Source organism: Streptomyces sp. NPDC091376 (genome assembly GCF_044757085.1).
In the GTDB taxonomy this organism is placed as follows: Bacteria; Actinomycetota; Actinomycetes; order Streptomycetales; family Streptomycetaceae; genus Streptomyces; species Streptomyces pratisoli.
This window is the reverse complement of record NZ_JBIVUF010000002.1, coordinates 44848-62417: the sequence shown is the minus strand read 5'-3', so window position 1 is coordinate 62417 and position 17570 is coordinate 44848. Positions and strand designations below refer to the sequence as shown.

The 17570-nt window shown below is 72.0% G+C and carries 16 protein-coding genes; 10 read left to right on the top strand and 6 right to left on the bottom strand.

The window, feature by feature from the left end:
- Positions 1 to 36: 36 nt before the first annotated feature.
- Positions 37 to 1872, bottom strand: a complete 1836-nt coding sequence (locus ACIQMR_RS04470) for a phosphatidylglycerol lysyltransferase domain-containing protein (protein ID WP_401382798.1) — start codon at positions 1870 to 1872, stop codon at positions 37 to 39.
- Between the two features lie 146 nt (positions 1873 to 2018).
- Here ACIQMR_RS04470 and ACIQMR_RS04465 point away from each other — a divergent pair, with 146 nt between their 5' ends.
- Positions 2019 to 3131: an alpha/beta hydrolase gene (locus ACIQMR_RS04465; RefSeq protein ID WP_401382795.1), complete on the top strand. Its 1113-nt coding sequence runs from the start codon at positions 2019 to 2021 to the stop codon at positions 3129 to 3131.
- 9 nt (positions 3132 to 3140) lie between these two features.
- Here ACIQMR_RS04465 and ACIQMR_RS04460 read toward each other — a convergent pair whose 3' ends face one another.
- Entirely contained in the window at positions 3141 to 4286 is a 1146-nt protein-coding gene (locus ACIQMR_RS04460) for a betaine/proline/choline family ABC transporter ATP-binding protein (RefSeq protein WP_358663531.1), read from the bottom strand.
- Between the two features lie 153 nt (positions 4287 to 4439).
- Here ACIQMR_RS04460 and ACIQMR_RS04455 point away from each other — a divergent pair, with 153 nt between their 5' ends.
- The 4 genes from ACIQMR_RS04455 (at position 4440) to ACIQMR_RS04440 (ending at position 8081) form a co-directional block, all read left to right on the top strand.
- Positions 4440 to 5132 carry an ABC transporter permease subunit gene (locus tag ACIQMR_RS04455; RefSeq protein WP_340369999.1) on the top strand — a complete coding sequence of 231 codons (693 nt, stop codon included), beginning with the start codon at positions 4440 to 4442 and terminating at the stop codon, positions 5130 to 5132.
- On the top strand, positions 5132 to 5800 hold the full coding sequence (locus ACIQMR_RS04450; protein ID WP_401382791.1) for an ABC transporter permease: 669 nt from the start codon (positions 5132 to 5134) through the stop codon (positions 5798 to 5800). Before ACIQMR_RS04455 ends, ACIQMR_RS04450 begins: the two co-directional genes overlap by 1 nt.
- 29 nt (positions 5801 to 5829) lie before the next feature.
- Complete coding sequence (locus ACIQMR_RS04445) at positions 5830 to 6816, top strand: ABC transporter substrate-binding protein (protein WP_401382788.1); 987 nt, start codon at positions 5830 to 5832, stop codon at positions 6814 to 6816.
- A gap of 197 nt (positions 6817 to 7013) precedes the next feature.
- The gene (locus ACIQMR_RS04440) at positions 7014 to 8081 is read left to right on the top strand and encodes a hypothetical protein (protein WP_401382786.1); all 1068 of its coding nucleotides are present in this window, start codon (positions 7014 to 7016) and stop codon (positions 8079 to 8081) included.
- Between the two features lie 162 nt (positions 8082 to 8243).
- Here ACIQMR_RS04440 and ACIQMR_RS04435 read toward each other — a convergent pair whose 3' ends face one another.
- Complete coding sequence (locus tag ACIQMR_RS04435; RefSeq protein WP_401382783.1) at positions 8244 to 9386, bottom strand: NADH-quinone oxidoreductase subunit D; 1143 nt, start codon at positions 9384 to 9386, stop codon at positions 8244 to 8246.
- A gap of 161 nt (positions 9387 to 9547) precedes the next feature.
- On the bottom strand, positions 9548 to 10543 hold the full coding sequence (locus tag ACIQMR_RS04430; RefSeq protein ID WP_401382781.1) for an SAM-dependent methyltransferase: 996 nt from the start codon (positions 10541 to 10543) through the stop codon (positions 9548 to 9550).
- A gap of 95 nt (positions 10544 to 10638) precedes the next feature.
- Here ACIQMR_RS04430 and ACIQMR_RS04425 point away from each other — a divergent pair, with 95 nt between their 5' ends.
- Both ACIQMR_RS04425 and ACIQMR_RS04420 read left to right on the top strand, forming a co-directional pair.
- Positions 10639 to 11838 carry a sensor histidine kinase gene (locus ACIQMR_RS04425; protein WP_401382778.1) on the top strand — a complete coding sequence of 400 codons (1200 nt, stop codon included), beginning with the start codon at positions 10639 to 10641 and terminating at the stop codon, positions 11836 to 11838.
- 33 nt (positions 11839 to 11871) lie between these two features.
- Complete coding sequence (locus ACIQMR_RS04420) at positions 11872 to 12549, top strand: response regulator (protein WP_401382776.1); 678 nt, start codon at positions 11872 to 11874, stop codon at positions 12547 to 12549.
- Between the two features lie 98 nt (positions 12550 to 12647).
- Here ACIQMR_RS04420 and ACIQMR_RS04415 read toward each other — a convergent pair whose 3' ends face one another.
- A complete protein-coding gene (locus ACIQMR_RS04415; protein ID WP_401382774.1) occupies positions 12648 to 13757 on the bottom strand; it encodes a DUF5937 family protein in 1110 nt (369 codons plus the stop codon).
- 92 nt (positions 13758 to 13849) lie between these two features.
- Between ACIQMR_RS04415 and ACIQMR_RS04410 the strand changes: the two genes are divergently transcribed.
- Positions 13850 to 14074: a hypothetical protein gene (locus tag ACIQMR_RS04410; protein WP_401382772.1), complete on the top strand. Its 225-nt coding sequence runs from the start codon at positions 13850 to 13852 to the stop codon at positions 14072 to 14074.
- Between the two features lie 34 nt (positions 14075 to 14108).
- On the opposite strand, the gene ACIQMR_RS04405 is transcribed toward ACIQMR_RS04410, so the two are convergent.
- Positions 14109 to 15431: a threonine aldolase family protein gene (locus ACIQMR_RS04405; protein WP_401382770.1), complete on the bottom strand. Its 1323-nt coding sequence runs from the start codon at positions 15429 to 15431 to the stop codon at positions 14109 to 14111.
- Between the two features lie 136 nt (positions 15432 to 15567).
- Here ACIQMR_RS04405 and ACIQMR_RS04400 point away from each other — a divergent pair, with 136 nt between their 5' ends.
- Positions 15568 to 16578, top strand: a complete 1011-nt coding sequence (locus ACIQMR_RS04400) for a Rossmann-like and DUF2520 domain-containing protein (RefSeq protein ID WP_401382769.1) — start codon at positions 15568 to 15570, stop codon at positions 16576 to 16578.
- Positions 16575 to 17570, top strand: a complete 996-nt coding sequence (panC, locus tag ACIQMR_RS04395; protein WP_401382766.1) for a pantoate--beta-alanine ligase — start codon at positions 16575 to 16577, stop codon at positions 17568 to 17570. The genes ACIQMR_RS04400 and panC overlap by 4 nt, the downstream gene beginning before the upstream one ends.

Sequence of the window (17570 nt, the reverse complement as noted above, 5' to 3'; positions counted from 1 at the left end):
GCCCGTACGCCGCCCCGCTACGCCGCTGCCGCTCCGCTACGCCGCGCGCATCTCGCGCTCGCCGGCCGACGCCGGGTGGATGTGGGCGCAGGGGCGTGGCGCGCGGGTGCGCCGGCGCCGGAAGGGGCGGGGCAGTGCCAAGGTCACGAAGCCCTCGGCCTGCATCGCGGCGAAGCCGATGCGGGGCAGGTCGCGGGTCTTGCGGAAGACCACGAAGCGCGGCTCCCAGCGTGGCCGGAACTTGGCGTTGAACTTGTACAGCGACTCGATCTGGAACCAGCGGGAGAGGAACACCAGCAGTCCCCGCCAGGAGCGCAGGACCGGGCCGGCGCCCAGCTTCTCGCCGCGGGCGAGCGCCGAGCGGAACATCGCGAAGTTCAGCGAGACCCGCTCGATGCCGAGCTTGGGGGAGGCCTGCAGGGCGGCGACGATCAGCAGCTCGTTCATGCCGGGGTCGGCGGAGCGGTCGCGGCGCATCAGGTCCAGGGACATGCCGTCCGCACCCCACGGGACGAAGTGGAGGACGGCCTTCAGGTCGCCGTACGGGCCCGGCTCGCCCTCGTCCTTGTGGGCGGTGGCGATCACGCTGTCGCCGTCGGAGGGGTCACCGATCCTGCCGAGGGCCATGGAGAAGCCGCGCTCGGTCTCGGTGCCGCGCCAGTCCTCCGCGGCCCGGCGTATCCGCTCCAGCTCTCCGTCGGAGAGATCACGGACGCGGCGGACGCGGGTCTCGTAACCGTTGCGCTCGATGCGCTTCACCATCTGGCGCACATTGCGCATCGCGCGCCCGGTGAGCGAGAAATCCGCGACGTCCACCACCGCCTCGTCGCCGAGTTCCAGGGCGTCCAGGCCGGTCTCGCGGGTCCACACCTCGCCGCCGGTCTCGGAGCAGCCCATGACCGCGGGGGTCCAGGAGTGGGCCTTGGCCTCGTCCATGAAGCGCTCGATGGCGCCGGGCCAGGCTTCCACGTCGCCGATCGGGTCGCCGCTGGCGAGCATCACGCCGGAGACGACGCGGTAGGTGACGGCCGCCTTGCCGCTGGGGGAGAAGACGACGCCCTTGTCACGGCGGAGCGCGAAGTGGCCGAGGGAGTCGCGGCCGCCGTGCCTGGCGAGCAGTTCGCGGAGCTGTGCCTCGTCGTCCTCGGTGAGGGTGGCCGCCGGGTGCTCGGGGCGGAAGGCGAGGTAGATGGTGGTGATGGCGGTGAGCAGGCCGAGCGCGCCGAGCGAGTAGCCGACGGTCCAGTCGACGCGGCCTTCGTAGCCGACCGGGCCCTCGACGCCGAAGAGGCCGAAGAGGACGTGCTCGAGGCGGTCGGTGAGGCTGGGGCTGCCGATGACCCTGCGCGGATGGGCGCTGACGATGACCAGGCCCAGAATGATCGAACCGGCGCCCATCAGCACGAAGTTGGCCAGTGCCTTCCACCGGCTGCGGGGGTCGGGCAGCGCCGCGAACTGGCCGCGGTGACGCAGCAGCAGGGCGAGCAGCGTCAGCGACAGCAGGACGCCGATGACGGAGTGGCGGTAGGCGAACTGGGCGGCCGCCCCGGCCGGCAGCAGGATGACGGCGGCCCGCCAGGCGCGCCGCTTGTGCCGCTTGAGACCGTGTGCGAGGAGCAGCAGCAGGACGCCGACGCTGAGGGAGAGCGCGGCGGCGAACGGGCCGAGGGCGCCCGGGAGCACTTCGGCGAGGGCGTGCATCCGGCTGTGCCGGAAGCGCGGGAAGACTCCTGCGGCGATGTCGATCAGGCCGATGAAGGTGCAGGCCGTGCCGACCAGAGCAGGAACGGATTCGGCGCGCGGGCCGCTCAGGATCCGGCGCAGACGATCCGGAACCAAGCCCGACTTATCCCCATCTATCGTGACAGACATCGCTTCCCGTGGCTCTCGAGAGAGATTGTGGAGTCCTTCGCCGCAGAACAGTCGGCACGGACAATTTGCGCTCTCTAGGACGGCACTTCCGGGCGGCGGGTTCACTCACTCTCAGGAAATTCTCACGGAAGAAGCTCGATCGCCTCATGGGTCTCACCAGTAACAAGGTTCTGGCGCTGGCCGTTCTGGCCGCCGTGGCTCTCTTCGCCGCGACGATCTGGCTCTGGCCGCGCCTGTCCCGCCGCAGCTGGCGCGCCGTGCTCGGCAGGGTGGGCCTGCTGCTCGCCACCCAGCTCGCGCTGTTCGCCTCGGTGGGCCTGGCCGCGAACAACTCCTTCCTGTTCTACGGCTCGTGGGCCGACCTCTTCGGCCAACAGCAGGAGATGGGCGTGGTCGTCGACCACTCGGCGAGCAGCAGGACCGTCAAGGTGGTGGGCAAGCAGCGCCTGGACGTGCCGGGTGGTGCCCGGCCGGCGGTCGGCGGGCAGATCCAGAAGGTCGTGATCATCGGGGAGAAGGCGAAGATCGACAGCCCGGCGTACGTGTATCTGCCGCCCGAGTACTTCCAGCCCGCCTACGCGAAGAAGACGTTTCCCGCGACGGTCGTCCTGACCGGCTATCCGGGCACCGCGGAGAACCTGCTCAAGGGCCTCAAGTACCCGAGAACGGCACACCAGCAGGCGAAGGACGGGAAGATGCAGCCGATGATCCTGGTGATGCTGCGGCCCACGATCGCGCCGCCCCGGGACACCGAGTGCGTGGACGTCCCGGGCGGCCCGCAGACCGAGACCTTCTTCGCGAAGGATCTGCCGGCCGCGGTCTCGGAGACGTACCGCGTCGGCACCAAGCCGCGGAACTGGGGTTTCATGGGGAACTCGACCGGCGGCTACTGCGCGCTGAAGATAGCCGTGCACCACCCGGAGCGGTTCGCGGCCGGGGCGGGTCTGTCCGCGTACTACAAGGCCGCCGAGGATCCGACGACCGGCGACCTCTTCCAGGGGAACAAGCACGAGCGGCAGCGGGCGAACCTGCTGTGGAGCCTGGACCACCGGCCGCAGGGCGCCTCGTCCTTCCTGGTCACCACGTCCGAGCAGGGCGAGGGCAACCTCAAGGGCACCCGCGACTTCATCAAGAAGGTCAAGGCGCCCGCGCGCGTCTCGTCCATCACGCTCGACAGCGGCGGGCACAACTTCAACACCTGGCGCCGGGAGATCCCGCCGGCGCTGGTGTGGATCAGCGGCAGGCTCAGCGCGGCCTGACGCCGGCGGTCACGGCGACGGGACCTTGTCGATGCGCACGGCGGTACGGGGGACGGCCTGGGCGTCCGCGTCGATGGAGCGGCGCAGCGCCTCGTGCAACCGTGCCGGGGTCAGCACACCGAGGAAACGTCCCTGCTCCTCCTTGTCGATGACCGCGATCCAGCCCGCGTCGTGCTGCAGCATCGTGGAGAACGCCTGCTTCAGGGAGGCGCCGACGGGCAGCCAGGCCTCCATGCGGCGGGCGTGCTCGCGTACGGAGCCGCTGCGGCCGGCGTGCTCGGCGGAGATCCAGCCGTGCAGCCTGTCCTCGGAGTCCAGGACGACGGCCCAGCGCGAGGCGAGCTCGCGGGGCAGCGGGTCGTCGAGGTGCACGACGGGCGGCTGTTCGAGATCGCCCTCCTCGATGGGGGTGACGGACAGCCGCTTGAGCCCGCGGTCCGCGCCGACGAAGTCCGCCACGTACGGGGTGGCCGGGGCGCCCAGGACCGCGGCCGGGGCGTCGAACTGCTCGATCCTGCCCTGCCCGTAGACGGCGATGCGGTCACCGAGCCGGACGGCCTCCTCGATGTCGTGGGTGACGAACAGGACCGTCTTGCGGACGGCGTCCTGGAGCTTGAGGAACTCGCTCTGCAGGTGATCGCGCACGACGGGGTCGACGGCACCGAACGGCTCGTCCATCAGCAGGACCGGCGGATCGGCCGCCAGCGCCCGGGCCACGCCCACGCGCTGACGCTGGCCGCCGGAGAGCTGCTCGGGGTAGCGGTTGCCGTAGACGCTCGGGTCGAGGCCGACGAGATCGAGGAGTTCGGCGGCCCTCGCGCGGCCCTTGTCGCGGTTCCAGCCGAGCAGATGCGGCACCGTCGCGGTGTTCTCCAGGACCGTCTTGTGCGGGAAGAGGCCGACCTGCTGGATGACGTAGCCGATGCGGCGGCGCAACTGGACGGGGTCGATGGCGGATATGTCGTCTCCGCCCAGGAATATCCGGCCTTCGGTCGGTTCGATGAGCCGGTTGACCATCTTCATCGTGGTGGTCTTGCCGCAGCCGGACGGTCCGACGAGCGTGACCAGTTCGCCCGCGGCGACCTCGAAGGAGAGGTCGTCGACGGCGGTGGTGCCGTCCGGATACCGCTTGCTCACATGCTCGAATCGGATCATGGTTCCCCATTGTGACGGGTGATGGCGGGCCTTGTGTGAAGGCAGTGTTGCTGGAACGCGAAGCTCCTCGGCGATTGTCAGTGATGGGGGTTAGGGTCGGTTTCGGGTCGGCATCGTGTCGAACAGGTCGAACGCAGGGGCGGGGGTGGGGCGGTGGTGGACCGGAACTGCCTGGTGACGAATGACTGGATCTGCGGCGAATATCTCCGTTCCCGCAGTCAGGAGTTGATCGACGCCACGGTGCAGCATGTCTGGATCACGGCGGCTTCGGTCGCGATCGGGCTGGTCGTGGCCTTCCCGCTGGCGCTGCTCGCGCGCAGCCACCCGCGTTTCACGGGCCCGGTCCTCGGGCTGACGACCGTGCTCTACACGGTCCCCTCGCTCGCGATGTTCTCGCTGTTGCTGCCGTTCTTCGGCCTCTCCGCCGCCCTGGTGATCACGGGCCTGGTGCTCTATTCACTGACGATCCTCGTGCGGAACGTGGTGGCGGGGCTGGCGTCCGTACCCGAGGAAGCCCGCGAGGCGGCCCGTGGCATGGGGTACGGGCCGGGAAGACTGCTGTGGGAGGTCGAGCTTCCGCTGGCCCTTCCCGCCGTGATGGCGGGTCTGCGGATCGCGACGGTCTCGACGGTCGCGCTCACCACGGTCGGTTCGATCGTCGGCCGCGGCGGGCTCGGCAATCTCATCGAGGACGCGCTGCCCAGCTTCTTCAAGGCGCAGGTGCTGACCGCGTCCGTGCTCTGTGTGCTGCTGGCCGTCGCCGCCGATCTGCTGCTGCTCGGGCTGCAGCGGCTGCTGACGCCCTGGACCCGAATACGGGCCGCCGGGACCCGGGGGGCCCACTGATGGACGTACTGGCCGAGAGCTGGACCTGGCTGACCACGGACGCCAACTGGTCCGGGGACGGCGGAGCCTGGCACCGCCTCCAGGAGCACCTGTACGTCAGCGGGGTCGCCCTGGTCCTGGCCTGTGCGATCGCCCTGCCGACGGCGCTGTACCTGGGACACGTCGGACGCGGCGGCGCTCTCGCGGTGAACATCTCGAACGCGGGCCGGGCCATTCCCGTCTTCGCCGTTCTCGCTCTGTTCATGGTGACGCCGCTGCGCAGCGCGGGATATGTCCCGACGATCATCGCGTTGGTGCTGTTCGCCGTGCCGCCGCTGCTGACGAACGCCTACGTGGGGATGCGGGAGGTGGACCGGGCGGTCGTCGAGGCCGCACGGGGCATGGGCATGTCGGGCCGGCAGCTCTTCGTCCGGGTCGAACTGCCCCTCGCGTACCCGATGGTCATGACCGGGCTGCGGTCGGCCGCGGTCCAGGTCGTCGCCACGGCGACGATCGCGGCGATGGTCGGGCAGGGCGGCCTCGGCCGCATCATCACGGCCGGGTTCAACACGTACAACACTCCTCAAGTGGTCGCGGGCGCCCTGCTCGTGGCTGTGCTCGCCCTCCTGGTGGAGGCCGTGCTGGTGGTGGTGGACCGCTTGTTCAGTCCCCTCCGGAAAACCGTGTGACGACTCACTCCCCTTGGATGGTGAACCAGATGAGCAAGACCTCGCGCATCGCGGGTGCGGTACTGGGCGTCGTGGCCCTCGTCGGCTCGCTCGCCGCCTGCGGCGGTGACAGCCTGGAGCAGGAGAAGGGCGGCTCCGGCGGTTCCGGCGGTGCCACGAGCGGCGCCAAGAAGGGCTCCCTCGTCGTCGGGGCGGCGGCCTTCACGGAGTCCAAGGTGCTCGCCGAGCTCTACGCCCAGGTGCTGCGCGACGCCGGATACGGGGCGTCCGTGACCACCGTGAAGAACCGCGAGCTGTACGAGCCCTCCCTGGAGAAGGGCGAGATCGACGTCGTACCGGAATACGCGGCGACGATCGCCGAATTCCTCAACGCGAAGGCGAACGGGCCGAAGGCCCCGGAGGAGAAGCCGGTCGCGTCGAGCGATGTCGCCGCCACCGTCGCCGGTCTGCAGAAGCTCGCCGCCCCGCTCGGGCTGAAGGTGCTGCCCGCCGGCGAGGCCGTCGACCAGAACGCGTTCGCGGTGAGCAAGGAATTCGCCGAGAAGAACAAGCTCAAGTCCCTTTCCGATCTTGGAAAGTCGAAGATCAAGGTCAAGATCGCGGCCGGGGACGAGTGCGAGGTACGGCCGTTCTGCGCGCCCGGACTGAAGAAGACGTACGGCATCGACGTGGCGGGCGTGGACCCGAAGGGCGTCGGCACCCCGCAGGCCAAGCAGGCCGTCAAGGACGGTGAGGACCAGATGGTCCTCACCACCACGACCGACGCCACGCTGGAGAGCTTCGGACTCGTGCTGCTGGAGGACGACAAGAAGCTCCAGAACGCCGACAACGTGCTGCCCGTGGTCAATGCCAAGGACGCCGGATCGCAGGAGATAGCCGACGCGCTCGGCAAGCTCACGAAGGCGCTGACGACGGCGGATCTGGTCGAGCTGAACCGGAAGGTGGACGCCGAGCGGGCGAAGCCCGAGGACGTCGCGAAGGAGTATCTGGAGTCCAAGGGCCTGCTGAAGAAGTAACCGGCGGCGAAGGAACGCGCCGCCGAAGCAGCGCTGAAGCACGGCACGGACAGGCTTCGGTCACGGCGCGCACAAGCCTTCGGCACGGCGCGAACAAAGAGGGTCGGCCCGGCACATCGAAAGCGATGTGTTCATGTGGCGAAGAGATTGCCGGGCTGACCCCCCAATCGTCACCTACGCACGGTAAATTTCAGGCCATGCCACGTGGACGCCACCGCCATTCCCCACCTCTGCACAAGCTCCTTCCGCCCTCCGCGGTCGCCGGAGCGTCGGTTCTTTGTGCCGCGGGCGCCTGGCTGCTCTCCGATCCGGTCCTGCTCCGCACCCTCGTCGCGGCCGCTTCGGCGGCCGCGGTCACCGGCGCGGTGCTCATGCGCAGTTGGGACCGGAGCGCGGGCCGCCGCGTCGCCGAGCTCACCCGCCTCCGCGCCAGCGACGCGTGGAAGACGGAGGAGCGGGTTGCCGAGCTGGAGACCGATCTCGACGAGTCCCGCGAGCTGCGCCTCAAGCTCGACGCGAAGCTGCGCGCCAAGCGGGTCGAGCTGGCCGGACTCCGCAACGAGCACGCCGCGCTCCTGCGGCGGTACGCGACCGCCGAGACCGAGCGGGCCTCCGCGCTCGAGGGCCGCAGGCAGCTCGCGCTCGAAGCCGCCACGCCCAAGGAGCTTCCGCCGGCCGGTTCCACGCCGACGCCGTCCGCGTATCTGCGCGCGGCCAAGGCGCTGGAGGACCTGCCCCGCAACGCCGCTGCCCAGGAGGCCAGACGCACCGTCGAGGACGCCCGCAAGCGCGACCTGGCCGAGCGGTCGCGAGAGGCGGACGAGCCGCAGGGGAAGCACTCGGCGGCCGCCGGGGGAGCGCAGCACGCCCGCCCGTCGTCCGCCGTCCCTGCCACGCGGGTGCCGGTCGCCGCGGCGATCGTCCCGTACTCCGCGCAGCGTCGCCCGGCCCGTCCCCAGGGCGGCTTCGACTTCTTCGGCACTCAGGCGGCCGCCAAGACCGCCGGCTCCGCCGGGACGGGCAGCCGGAAGAAGCCCGTCGCGGCACTTGAAGCGGCCGTCGAACCGGCCCAGCTCGCCACCGTCCAGAACGAGGACCTGGCGGACGTGGTGGGCGAGGAGGTGCTCGCCGCCGCAGAGGACACCACCGGGGTGAAGGTCGCGGGGAGCACGGCGGACCATGTGGTGGGCGAGGTCATCGACCTCACGGCGCACGACGAGACGGAGCAGCTGGACGTCGCGGAACTGCGCAGCGCGATCTCCTGATCCGTGGCGGATCGGGCCGGGCGGCTTGCCGCCCGGCCATGTACCGAGCCCCTCGGCGACCGATCTGCTGTCGGCCGAGCCGCTGGAGAGCGAGCCGCTGTCGGCCGAGCTGCTGAAGGCCGAGCTGCTGTCGGCCCAGCTGCTTCTCGACCTGCGGTCGGCCTACTTGTCGATGTCGCCGACGACGAAGAACAGCGACCCCAGGATCGCCACCATGTCCGCGACCAGCGTGCCGGGCAGGAGTTCGGTGAGCGCCTGGATGTTGTTGTAGGAGGCCGACCGGAGCTTGAGGCGGTACGGCGTCTTCTCGCCCTTGGAGACGAGGTAGTAGCCGTTGATGCCCAGCGGGTTCTCGGTCCAGGCGTAGGTGTGGCCCTCGGGAGCCTTCAGCACCTTCGGCAGCCGCTGGTTGACCGGCCCCGGCGGCAGCTCGGCGAGCCGGTCGAGACAGGCGTCCGCCAGTTCCAGTGAGTTGTGCGTCTGCTCCAGCAGGCATTCGAACCTGGCCAGGCAGTCGCCCTCGGTACGGGTGACGACCTTCAGGGTGTCCTGCAGCTCCCCGTACGCGAGGTACGGCTCGTCGCGACGCAGGTCGAAGTCGACGCCGGAGGCGCGGGCGATGGGGCCGGACACTCCGTACGCCTGGGCGGTCGGGGCGCTCAGCACGCCGATGCCGCGGGTGCGGCCGCGGAAGATCTCGTTGCCGAGGACGAGCCGGTCGTACACGTCCATCCGTGAACGGACCTCGGCGATCGCGGCGCGCGCCCGGCCGGTCCAGCCGGCGGGCAGGTCCTCTTTGAGGCCGCCGACCCGGTTGAACATGTAGTGCATCCGGCCGCCGGAGACCTCTTCCATCACGTGCTGAAGGTCCTCCCGCTCACGGAAGGCGTGGAAGATCGGGGTGATTCCGCCGAGTTCGAGGGGGTACGACCCCAGGAACATGAGGTGGTTGAGGACCCGGTTCAGCTCGGCGAGCAGGGTGCGCAGCCAGATCGCCCGCTCCGGGACCTCCATGCCGAGCATGCGCTCGACGGCCATCACGACGCCCAGCTCGTTGGAGAACGCCGACAGCCAGTCGTGGCGATTGGCCAGCATCACGATCTGCCGGTAGTCGCGCGCCTCGAAGAGCTTCTCGGCGCCACGGTGCATGTAGCCGATGACCGGCTCGGCGTGCTGGATGCGCTCGCCGTCCAGGACGAGACGCAGACGCAGCACACCGTGTGTGGAGGGATGCTGCGGCCCGATGTTCAGCACCATGTCGGTGCTCTCCGCCGCGCCGCCGATGCCGATCGTCGTCTCCGTCATGGGCGACAGTATCCCTCCCGGCGTGGCGCGGCGGGGTCCTGGCCCCGGTGCCCGGGGTCGGGCCTGCAGGGCCGGGCTGCCGTGCCTCGCCCGGGCTGCCGTGCCTCTCGGGGCGTCGGGGTGCCGGGGCGTCCGGGCGCCGAAGCGCCGCGGCCGTGGGCTCAAGCCCGGAGGACGGGCTGGAGGAGCCAGGTGAAGTCGCCGAGGCCGCCGTGGGCGGTGAGCTCGGCGGCCTCACCGGCGCGGGAGAGGGCCCGGACGTACGCCGCCGGGTCGGACGAGGCCAGGGCGAGCGGCGGGCGGCTGCCCGAGACGCCGAGACGGTGCAGGGCCTCGCGCTGGCTGAGCAGTTCGGCTCCCGGGCGGGCACAGGCGTCCAGGGCCACGTGGGCGGTGATGTCACAGCTGCCGTCCGGGACCGGGTGGACCTCGCGCCCGCCGCGGAACCCGGTCATCGTCCCGAAGGGCGGCCGGGCGGCGGCGTCGTGCGCGTAGTCCACGGCGACCGCGAGCCCGGCGTCCAGGGTGGCGACCGCCGCGGCCCAGGCCTCGTCGCGGGGCCGGCCGATCTCCGCGCGGCCGCCGGGGCCGGTCGGCGGCCACCAGCGGTCCAGCCACTCGGCGTCCGCGCCGGTCACCGCGTTCCCGAGGCGTTCCTCGCCGTCCGCGCGCACCAGGACGTACCGACGGACGCCCTCGCCGTCCGTCTCGGCGACGTCGACCGGAACGTTGTCCAGCCACTCGTTCGCGAACAGCAGCCCCGACACCCCGGCCGGGGGACGCCCGCTCCACTCGATACGCGGGTCGAGACCGGCGGGACGCGTGGCGCGCTCGACGGCGTACGCCCGTACCGGAAAGCCGTCCGGCAGCGCCGCGAGCACTCCCGTCAGTAGCTCACCTCGCCCGGCGCCGATGTCGACCAGCGCGATCTCCGTCACCCCCGCGGGCAGCGACCGCGCGGTCTCCTCCAGCAGCCGGGCGACCGCGCCCGCGTACAGCGGGGAGGCGTGCACGGACGTACGGAAGTGTCCCGCCGGTCCCTCCGGCCGCAGGTAGAAGCCCCGGGGGCCGTACAGGGCACGCTCCGCGGCCTCCCGCCACGGGACCCACTCCCCGTCGGCGGCCCGCTCCGCTTCCTTCGTCACCTCATGCGTCACGCGCCCAGTCTCCACCTTGGGGAGTAGGCATTCGCCGACCGGATCGACCCTCCGGTTGACCCGTGCACCTTCGTGGTTTGCCTACGCTGGGTGACGTGCAGCGCCTCTATGATTTTCTCCGCAGGCACCCGACGGGCGTCGACAGCTTCTGGGCTGTGATGCTCTTCGGGTTCTCCATGCTGTGGGTCGTCGGGGACCACGTCGGAGCAAGGCCGCGCCTCGCGGCCGGCGCCGTCGTGCTGTTCCTGTGCCTGGCCGTGGCACTGCGCCGCCGTATGCCGGAGAAGATGCTGCTCCTCGTGGCCGTGCTCGGCGTCGTCCAGCTGGTGCTGGGCGTCAAGCCGAACGCGGCCGACTTGGCGATGCTCGCGATCATCTACACCGTCGCGGCGCACGACGGACCCCGCTGGGCCTCGCGGTTCGCACTGGCCGGTGGTCTGTCCGCGGCCTCGCTCGCCCAGATCCGCTTTCCGGAACAGAGCACGGGCGTCGGCCAGCGGATCTTCTTCATCGTGGTCATGACCGTCCCGTTCGCGCTGGCCTGGGTGCTCGGGGACTCCCTGCGCACCCGGCGCGCGTACTTCGCGCAGCTGGAGGAGCGTGCCTCCCGGCTGGAGAAGGAGCGTGAGGCGCAGTCCAAGGTGGCCGTCGCCGCCGAGCGCGCCCGGATCGCCCGCGAGCTGCACGACGTCGTCGCGCACAACGTCTCCGTGATGGTCGTGCAGGCGGACGGCGCCGCCTACGTCATGGACACCGCGCCCGACCAGGCCCGGCAGGCCCTGGAGACGATCTCCTCCACCGGCCGCCAGGCCCTCGCCGAGATGCGCCGGCTGCTGGGTGTGCTGCGTACGGGAGACGCCCCCGAGAGCGGGGAGTACGTACCTCAGCCCGATGTCCGGCAGATCGACGAGCTGGTCGAGCAGGTGCGCGGCGCCGGTCTCACCGTCGACTTCAAGGTCGAGGGCACGCCGCGACCGCTGCCCAGCGGCGTGGAGCTCACCGCGTACCGCATCGTGCAGGAGGCTCTCACCAACACCCGCAAGCACGGCGGACCGGACGCCGGGGCGAGCGTCCGGCTGGTGTACTTCGACGACGGCCTCGGACTCCTCGTGGAGGACGACGGCCGGGGCGCGGCGCACGAGCTGTACGAGGACGGGGGCGCGGACGGCAAGGGGCACGGCCTCATCGGCATGCGGGAGCGCATCGGCATGGTCGGCGGCACCCTCGACGCGGGGCCGCGGCCCGGCGGTGGATTCCGGATCAGCGCCCTGCTTCCCCTCAAGCCCGCCCACTAGGCTGACCCCGCCCACGAGACAAGGACCCCGCTCATGACCATCCGCGTGATGCTCGTCGACGATCAGGTGCTGCTGCGCACCGGCTTCCGGATGGTGCTCGCCGCCCAGCCCGACATGGAGGTCGTGGCGGAGGCCGGAGACGGGGCCGAGGCGATCGAGATCCTCCGCTCGACGGCGGTCGACGTGGTGCTGATGGACGTCCGGATGCCCCGGCTGGACGGGGTGGAGGCGACGAGCCGCATCTGTGCCCGGCCGGACGCGCCGAAGGTGCTGATCCTGACGACGTTCGACCTCGACGAGTACGCCTTCTCGGGGCTGAAGGCGGGCGCCAGCGGATTCATGCTGAAGGACGTTCCGCCGGGTGAACTGCTCGGCGCGATCCGCTCCGTGCACAGCGGCGACGCGGTGGTGGCCCCCTCCACGACGCGTCGGCTGCTCGACCGCTTCTCGCCCCTGCTGCCGTCCTCCGGCAAGGAGCCGCAGCAGAAGGAGCTGGAGCGGCTCACCGAACGCGAGCGGGAGGTCATGCTGCTCGTCGCCCAGGGTCTGTCGAACGGCGAGATCGCCGCCCGGCTGGTGCTGTCCGAGGCGACGGTGAAGACCCATGTGGGCCGCATCCTGACCAAGCTGGGCCTGCGCGACCGGGTGCAGGTCGTGGTCCTCGCGTACGAGAGCGGTCTGGTGCGGGCGGGCGGCGGCGCGGGGGCCTGAGTCCCGGCAGCGGGGAGGCGTCGGTCTGCACCGGGCCGGGTGGGCCCGGCGCGACCGACCTGCCTGGGCAAGTACACCGTGGCCGTGTCCGACACGGCCTAGCGCAGCACCGTCTCCAGGAAGTCGCTCCCCAGCCGCGCCACCACCGACACGTCCAGCTGGTGCAGCACGTACCGCCCGCGCCGTCGCGTCGTGACCAGGCCCGCCTGCTTCAGCACCGACAAATGGCGGGAGATCTCCGGGGCCGTGATGCCGTGGGCCTCGGCCAGTTCGCTCGTCGTGTACGAGGCCCGGGCGAGATTCCGGCACAGGCGCATCCGCAGAGGGTGGGCCAGCGCGTCCATCCGGCGCTTGAGGAGTTCGACGGAGGCGGGCGCCGGGAGGTCCGGCGCCCCCACCGGGTAGACGATGGCGGGCCGCCAGCCCGGGGCGTACAGGACCGTCAGGTGCGGCCAGCCGAAGTGGGACGGCACGAACGACAGCCCGGCGCCCACGGCGGGGTCCACGGCGGTGGTCCTGCCCTCGCTCAGCTTGTCGGCGCAGACGCGTTCCGCCGCCTCGTCGTACGTGAGCGCGGGGGAGACCGAGCGCAGCGCCTCGCCGAGGCCCTTGCGGCGCAGCAGCTCCGTCTTGTGCCGGGCGTCGGCGGCCAGTCGCGGGCTGACCCGGCGCCAGGTGTCGGCGAAGAACGCCTGGTCGCAGTCCTCGAACAGGCGCCGCAGCCATGCGCGTACGGCACCGGGGTCGTCGAGGATCCGGCGGGCGAAGCCGTGCTGCTTCGGGCCGCGGGTGGCCGCCAGCTCCAGGGCGCGGCGGGGCTCGATCATGACGCCGGTCGCGTACGAGCGGGAGCAGGTGAACTCCAGCGTGGCCGAGACGAAGCGTTCGTCGTCGAGCCGGTCCAGCATGTCGAGCTCCTCGGCGAGGGTGGCGCCGGTGCGCCCGTCGCCGCCGTGGATGCCGGAGAACGGCAGGAACACGTCGGAGAAGCTGGACGTCCAGAGGAAGTCGGCCTCGTGCAGCCGGTCGGCGAGGTCGGGCTTCAGCCCGGCGGAGGTCGCCGTGGCCCAGCCGTGCAGCCCCGGATGGTGCCCGGGCTCGGCGAGCGCGTGCAGGGCGATGCCCAGCTCGGCGAGGGGCGAGATCTCGAAGACGATGCGCTCGGGCGGCAGGCCCGCGATGTCGATGGTGACGCTCACGTGTTCCATGGTGCGGGGTCGTCGGGGTGAGCGGTCGCGCCGGTTGACGCCGATCGTCAATCGACGCGCCGCGGGGCGCGGGGCGGCGCAGGCTGAATCGCATGGACGCCATCCAGCAGCACATGCTCGACACCTACCGCGCCGCCCGGCACGGCGAGGCCCCGCCGCCCCTTCCGGGCCGGTACGACGTGGCCGCGATGCGGTCCCTGCGCGACCACCGCCGCTTCACCAGGGTGCTGGCGGGCCGCCCCGTCCACCCCGTCCGTTCCGGCCTCCGTACGACGGTCTCCCGTCTGCTCCGCCGCGAGGGACCCCACCGCGGCTGACGGCCGCGGCGTGCGCCCTCCGGAGCGGGGGCCGCTATCCCGCCCGTACCCGGGACAGGAACTCGGCCAGTGCCGTCCGGACGTCCTCGGCCGTCCAGGACAGGCCCGCCGAGGACAGCGTCACCTCCGTCACGCAGACACCCGGAGGGCCTTCCGGGCCCGCCGGGAACCAGCGGCGGAAGAGGGTGACACCCGTTTCCTCCGCCTGCCGCAGCGCCGCCTCGTTCAGTACATCGGCCTCGTAGGGCAGCCACACCTGGAACTGGTGCGTGTGCGGCGGCTCGGGGTGCACCCGGAACCACGGCACACCGCGATCGTCCGCCAGCCCGGCCGCCAGCGCCGCCGCCACCGTCTTCGCGTGGGCCACGTAGGACGGAAGCCTCGGCAGCTCCCGCTCCAGCCCGATCAGCGCCGACAGCGCCGCCGGGTACTGCTGGAAGAGCTGGCCGCCGTACCGGTGCCGCCAGGCCCGCGCCTCGGCCACGAGCGACTCGGGACCGGCCAGCACCGCACCGGACAGTCCCCCCAGGGACTTGTAGAACGACACGTATACGCTGTCCGCGAGCCCCGCGATCTCGTCCAGTTCCCGCCCGAAGTGGGGGGCGCACTCCCAAAGTCGCGCGCCGTCGACGTGCACGACCGCATCCATTTCCCGCGCCGCCTCCACCACCTCGACCAGTTCGTCCCACTGAGGCAGCACGAAGCCCGCGTCGCGCAGCGGCAGCTCCAGCATCAGCGTGCCGAACGGCTCGTCGAGCCCTCGCACCTCGTCCGCCGTCGGCAGTCGCCGCTCCCGGGTCGGATGGACCGTACGCAATCCGCTCACCGCGCCGAGCGCGCCGCGTTCGTGCACCTCGGGGTGGGCGAGCGGATGCAGCGCGACCGTGTGGTTGCCCGTGCGCCCGGCCCAGCAGCGCAGCGCCACCTGCTGGGCCATCGTCCCCGTCGGGAAGAACGCGGCGGCCGGGAAGCCGAGCAGCGCGGCCACCCGTCCCTCCAGCTCGGCGACGACCCCGTCCCCGTAGATGTCCACGGCCTCGTCCAGGTCATGGACCTCGCCCGCGGCAGCCGCCAGCGCGGCCAGCTGCTCACCGAGCCGGCCGTCGGCCGAGCCGCGCCACAGCACCCGCTCGGAGGCACGCCAGGCGGCGAGCCTGCGCCGCCGCTCCTCCTGCTCGCTCTTCTCCGTGGCGTCCGTGGCGTCCTTCCTCTCCGTGGCGTCCGCCCTGCCCGTGGTCTCCGCCTTCCTCGCCGCGTCCTTCGTGGTGCCCGTCCCGTCCGTCCTCTTCGTGGCGTCGGCCCGCGCCACGGCGCCCGTGCTCCGCACGTTCTCCACGTACTCCGCGTTCTCCGTCATCCTGCGATCATCGCCCACGTCCGGCGCGGGCGTGCCGTTGTCCACAGGCCCGCGTCCACAGGCCCGCCGACCCGGATCCGATACCGCCTCCACAGCCTGTGGACAAGCGGAAGCCCCGCCGAAACGCTGGCGTAGCATGGCGAAGAATCGTCCGGTACCCCCTGCGGACTGGAACGGAAGGCCGCGAGTGAACGCACCACCACCGTCAGCAACACCACCGGCACAGGAGCCGGCCGAGCCCAAGGACCGGCCGGCCCGCCTCACCGTGGGCGTCGTCGGAGCGGGCCGCGTCGGCCCCGCCCTCGCCGCGGCCCTGCAGCTCGCCGGCCACCGCCCGGCCGCCGTCTCCGGGGTGTCCGACGCCTCCCGTCGCCGTGCCGCCACGCTGCTGCCCGACGTGCCGGTCGTCCCTCCGGCCGAGGTCCTCGCCCGCGCCGAGCTGGTGCTGCTCACCGTGCCCGACGACGCCCTGCCCGGACTCGTCGAAGGCCTCGCGGAGACGGGCGCCGTCCGCCCGGGACAGCTGCTGGTGCACACCTCGGGGCGGTACGGCACGGGGGTCCTCGACCCCGCCCGCCGCGCGGGCGCGCTGCCGCTCGCCCTGCACCCCGCCATGACCTTCACCGGCACCTCCGTGGACGTCCAGCGGCTGGCCGGCTGCTCCTTCGGCGTCACCGCGCCCGAGGAGCTGCGGCTCGCCGCCGAGGCCCTGGTCATCGAGATGGGCGGTGAGCCCGAGTGGATCGAGGAAGAGGCCCGACCGCTGTACCACGCGGCTCTCGCCCTCGGCGCGAACCACCTGGTCACGCTCGTCGCCCAGTCCATGGAGCTGCTGCGCTCGGCCGGGGTCGGTGCACCCGACCGGATGCTGGGCCCGCTGCTCGGCGCCGCGCTCGACAATGCCCTGCGCTCGGGCGACGCCGCGCTCACGGGCCCGGTCGCCCGCGGGGACGCCGGCACCGTCGCCGCCCACGTGTCGGTCCTCCGCGAGCACGCGCCGGGCACCGTCGCCGGCTACCTGGCCATGGCGCGTACGACGGCGGACCGCGCCCTCGCGCACGGTCTGCTCAAGCCGGAGCTCGCCGAGGACCTGCTGGTGGTCCTCGCGGACGGTTCGTCCGCTGCGGACGGAGAGAGCGACCGATGACCGCCCCGCTGCGAACGGCCGCCGAGCTGCACGCCCTCGCCCCGGCGGCCGCACGCCGCGCCGTCGTGATGACCATGGGCGCCCTCCACGAGGGCCACGCCACGCTGATCCGCACGGCCCGCACGCTGGTCGGCCCCGAGGGCCAGGTCGTCGTCACGGTCTTCGTCAACCCCCTGCAGTTCGGCGCGGGTGAGGATCTCGACCGGTACCCGCGCACCCTCGAAGCGGACCTGAAGACCGCGGTGGGGGCGGGCGCGGACGCCGTGTTCGCCCCGCCCGTGGAGGAGGTGTACCCGGGCGGTGAGCCCCAGGTGCGCGTCTCCGCGGGCCCCATGGGCGAGCTCCTCGAAGGAGCCTCCCGCCCGGGCCACTTCGACGGGATGCTCACGGTCGTCGCCAAGCTGCTCCATCTGACCCGTCCTGATGTGGCGCTGTTCGGGCAGAAGGACGCCCAGCAGCTCGCCCTGATCCGCCGCATGACCCGCGATCTGAACTTCCCGGTGGAGATCGTCGGCGTACCGACCGTGCGGGAGCCGGACGGCCTCGCGCTCTCCAGCCGCAACCGTTATCTGTCCACCGAGGAGCGGCACACCGCCCTCGTGCTGTCCCGTGCCCTCTTCGCCGCCCGGGACCGGCTCGCCGCCCAGCAGGCACTGCGCGCCCGGGCCGAGTCGGCGCCCGCGCCCACGGCACGGGCCGCCGCGCTCTCCGCGCTCGGCGAGGCCCGCGCGGCCGCCGACGCGCACGCGGTCGCGGCCGCCCAGCCCGGCGGGTGCGCCGACGCCGTACGGGCCGCGGCCCGGGCCGTCCTCGAAGACGCGGCGAAGACGACGCCGCCGCTCGTCCTGGACTATCTGGCGCTGGTCGACCCGGCCGACTTCACCGAGGTTCCCGACGCGCACACCGGCGAGGCGATCATGGCTCTCGCCGGGCGGGTCGGGGCGACGCGGCTGATCGACAACATCCATCTGACCTTCGGAGCCGCCTCGTGA

What these genes read in the sequence shown, in the direction of transcription:
- ACIQMR_RS04440 (WP_401382786.1), top strand. Translation starts at nt 7,014, where the DNA reads ATGCCACGTGGACGCCACCGCCATTCCCCACCTCTGCACAAGCTCCTT.
- ACIQMR_RS04405 (WP_401382770.1), bottom strand. Translation starts at nt 15,431, where the DNA reads ATGACGGAGAACGCGGAGTACGTGGAGAACGTGCGGAGCACGGGCGCC.
- ACIQMR_RS04435 (WP_401382783.1), bottom strand. Translation starts at nt 9,386, where the DNA reads ATGACGGAGACGACGATCGGCATCGGCGGCGCGGCGGAGAGCACCGAC.
- ACIQMR_RS04420 (WP_401382776.1), top strand. Translation starts at nt 11,872, where the DNA reads ATGACCATCCGCGTGATGCTCGTCGACGATCAGGTGCTGCTGCGCACC.
- ACIQMR_RS04450 (WP_401382791.1), top strand. Translation starts at nt 5,132, where the DNA reads ATGGACGTACTGGCCGAGAGCTGGACCTGGCTGACCACGGACGCCAAC.
- ACIQMR_RS04400 (WP_401382769.1), top strand. Translation starts at nt 15,568, where the DNA reads ATGGCGAAGAATCGTCCGGTACCCCCTGCGGACTGGAACGGAAGGCCG.
- panC (WP_401382766.1), top strand. Translation starts at nt 16,575, where the DNA reads ATGACCGCCCCGCTGCGAACGGCCGCCGAGCTGCACGCCCTCGCCCCG.
- ACIQMR_RS04460 (WP_358663531.1), bottom strand. Translation starts at nt 4,286, where the DNA reads ATGATCCGATTCGAGCATGTGAGCAAGCGGTATCCGGACGGCACCACC.
- ACIQMR_RS04415 (WP_401382774.1), bottom strand. Translation starts at nt 13,757, where the DNA reads ATGGAACACGTGAGCGTCACCATCGACATCGCGGGCCTGCCGCCCGAG.
- ACIQMR_RS04410 (WP_401382772.1), top strand. Translation starts at nt 13,850, where the DNA reads ATGGACGCCATCCAGCAGCACATGCTCGACACCTACCGCGCCGCCCGG.
- ACIQMR_RS04470 (WP_401382798.1), bottom strand. Translation starts at nt 1,872, where the DNA reads ATGTCTGTCACGATAGATGGGGATAAGTCGGGCTTGGTTCCGGATCGT.
- ACIQMR_RS04465 (WP_401382795.1), top strand. Translation starts at nt 2,019, where the DNA reads ATGGGTCTCACCAGTAACAAGGTTCTGGCGCTGGCCGTTCTGGCCGCC.
- ACIQMR_RS04445 (WP_401382788.1), top strand. Translation starts at nt 5,830, where the DNA reads ATGAGCAAGACCTCGCGCATCGCGGGTGCGGTACTGGGCGTCGTGGCC.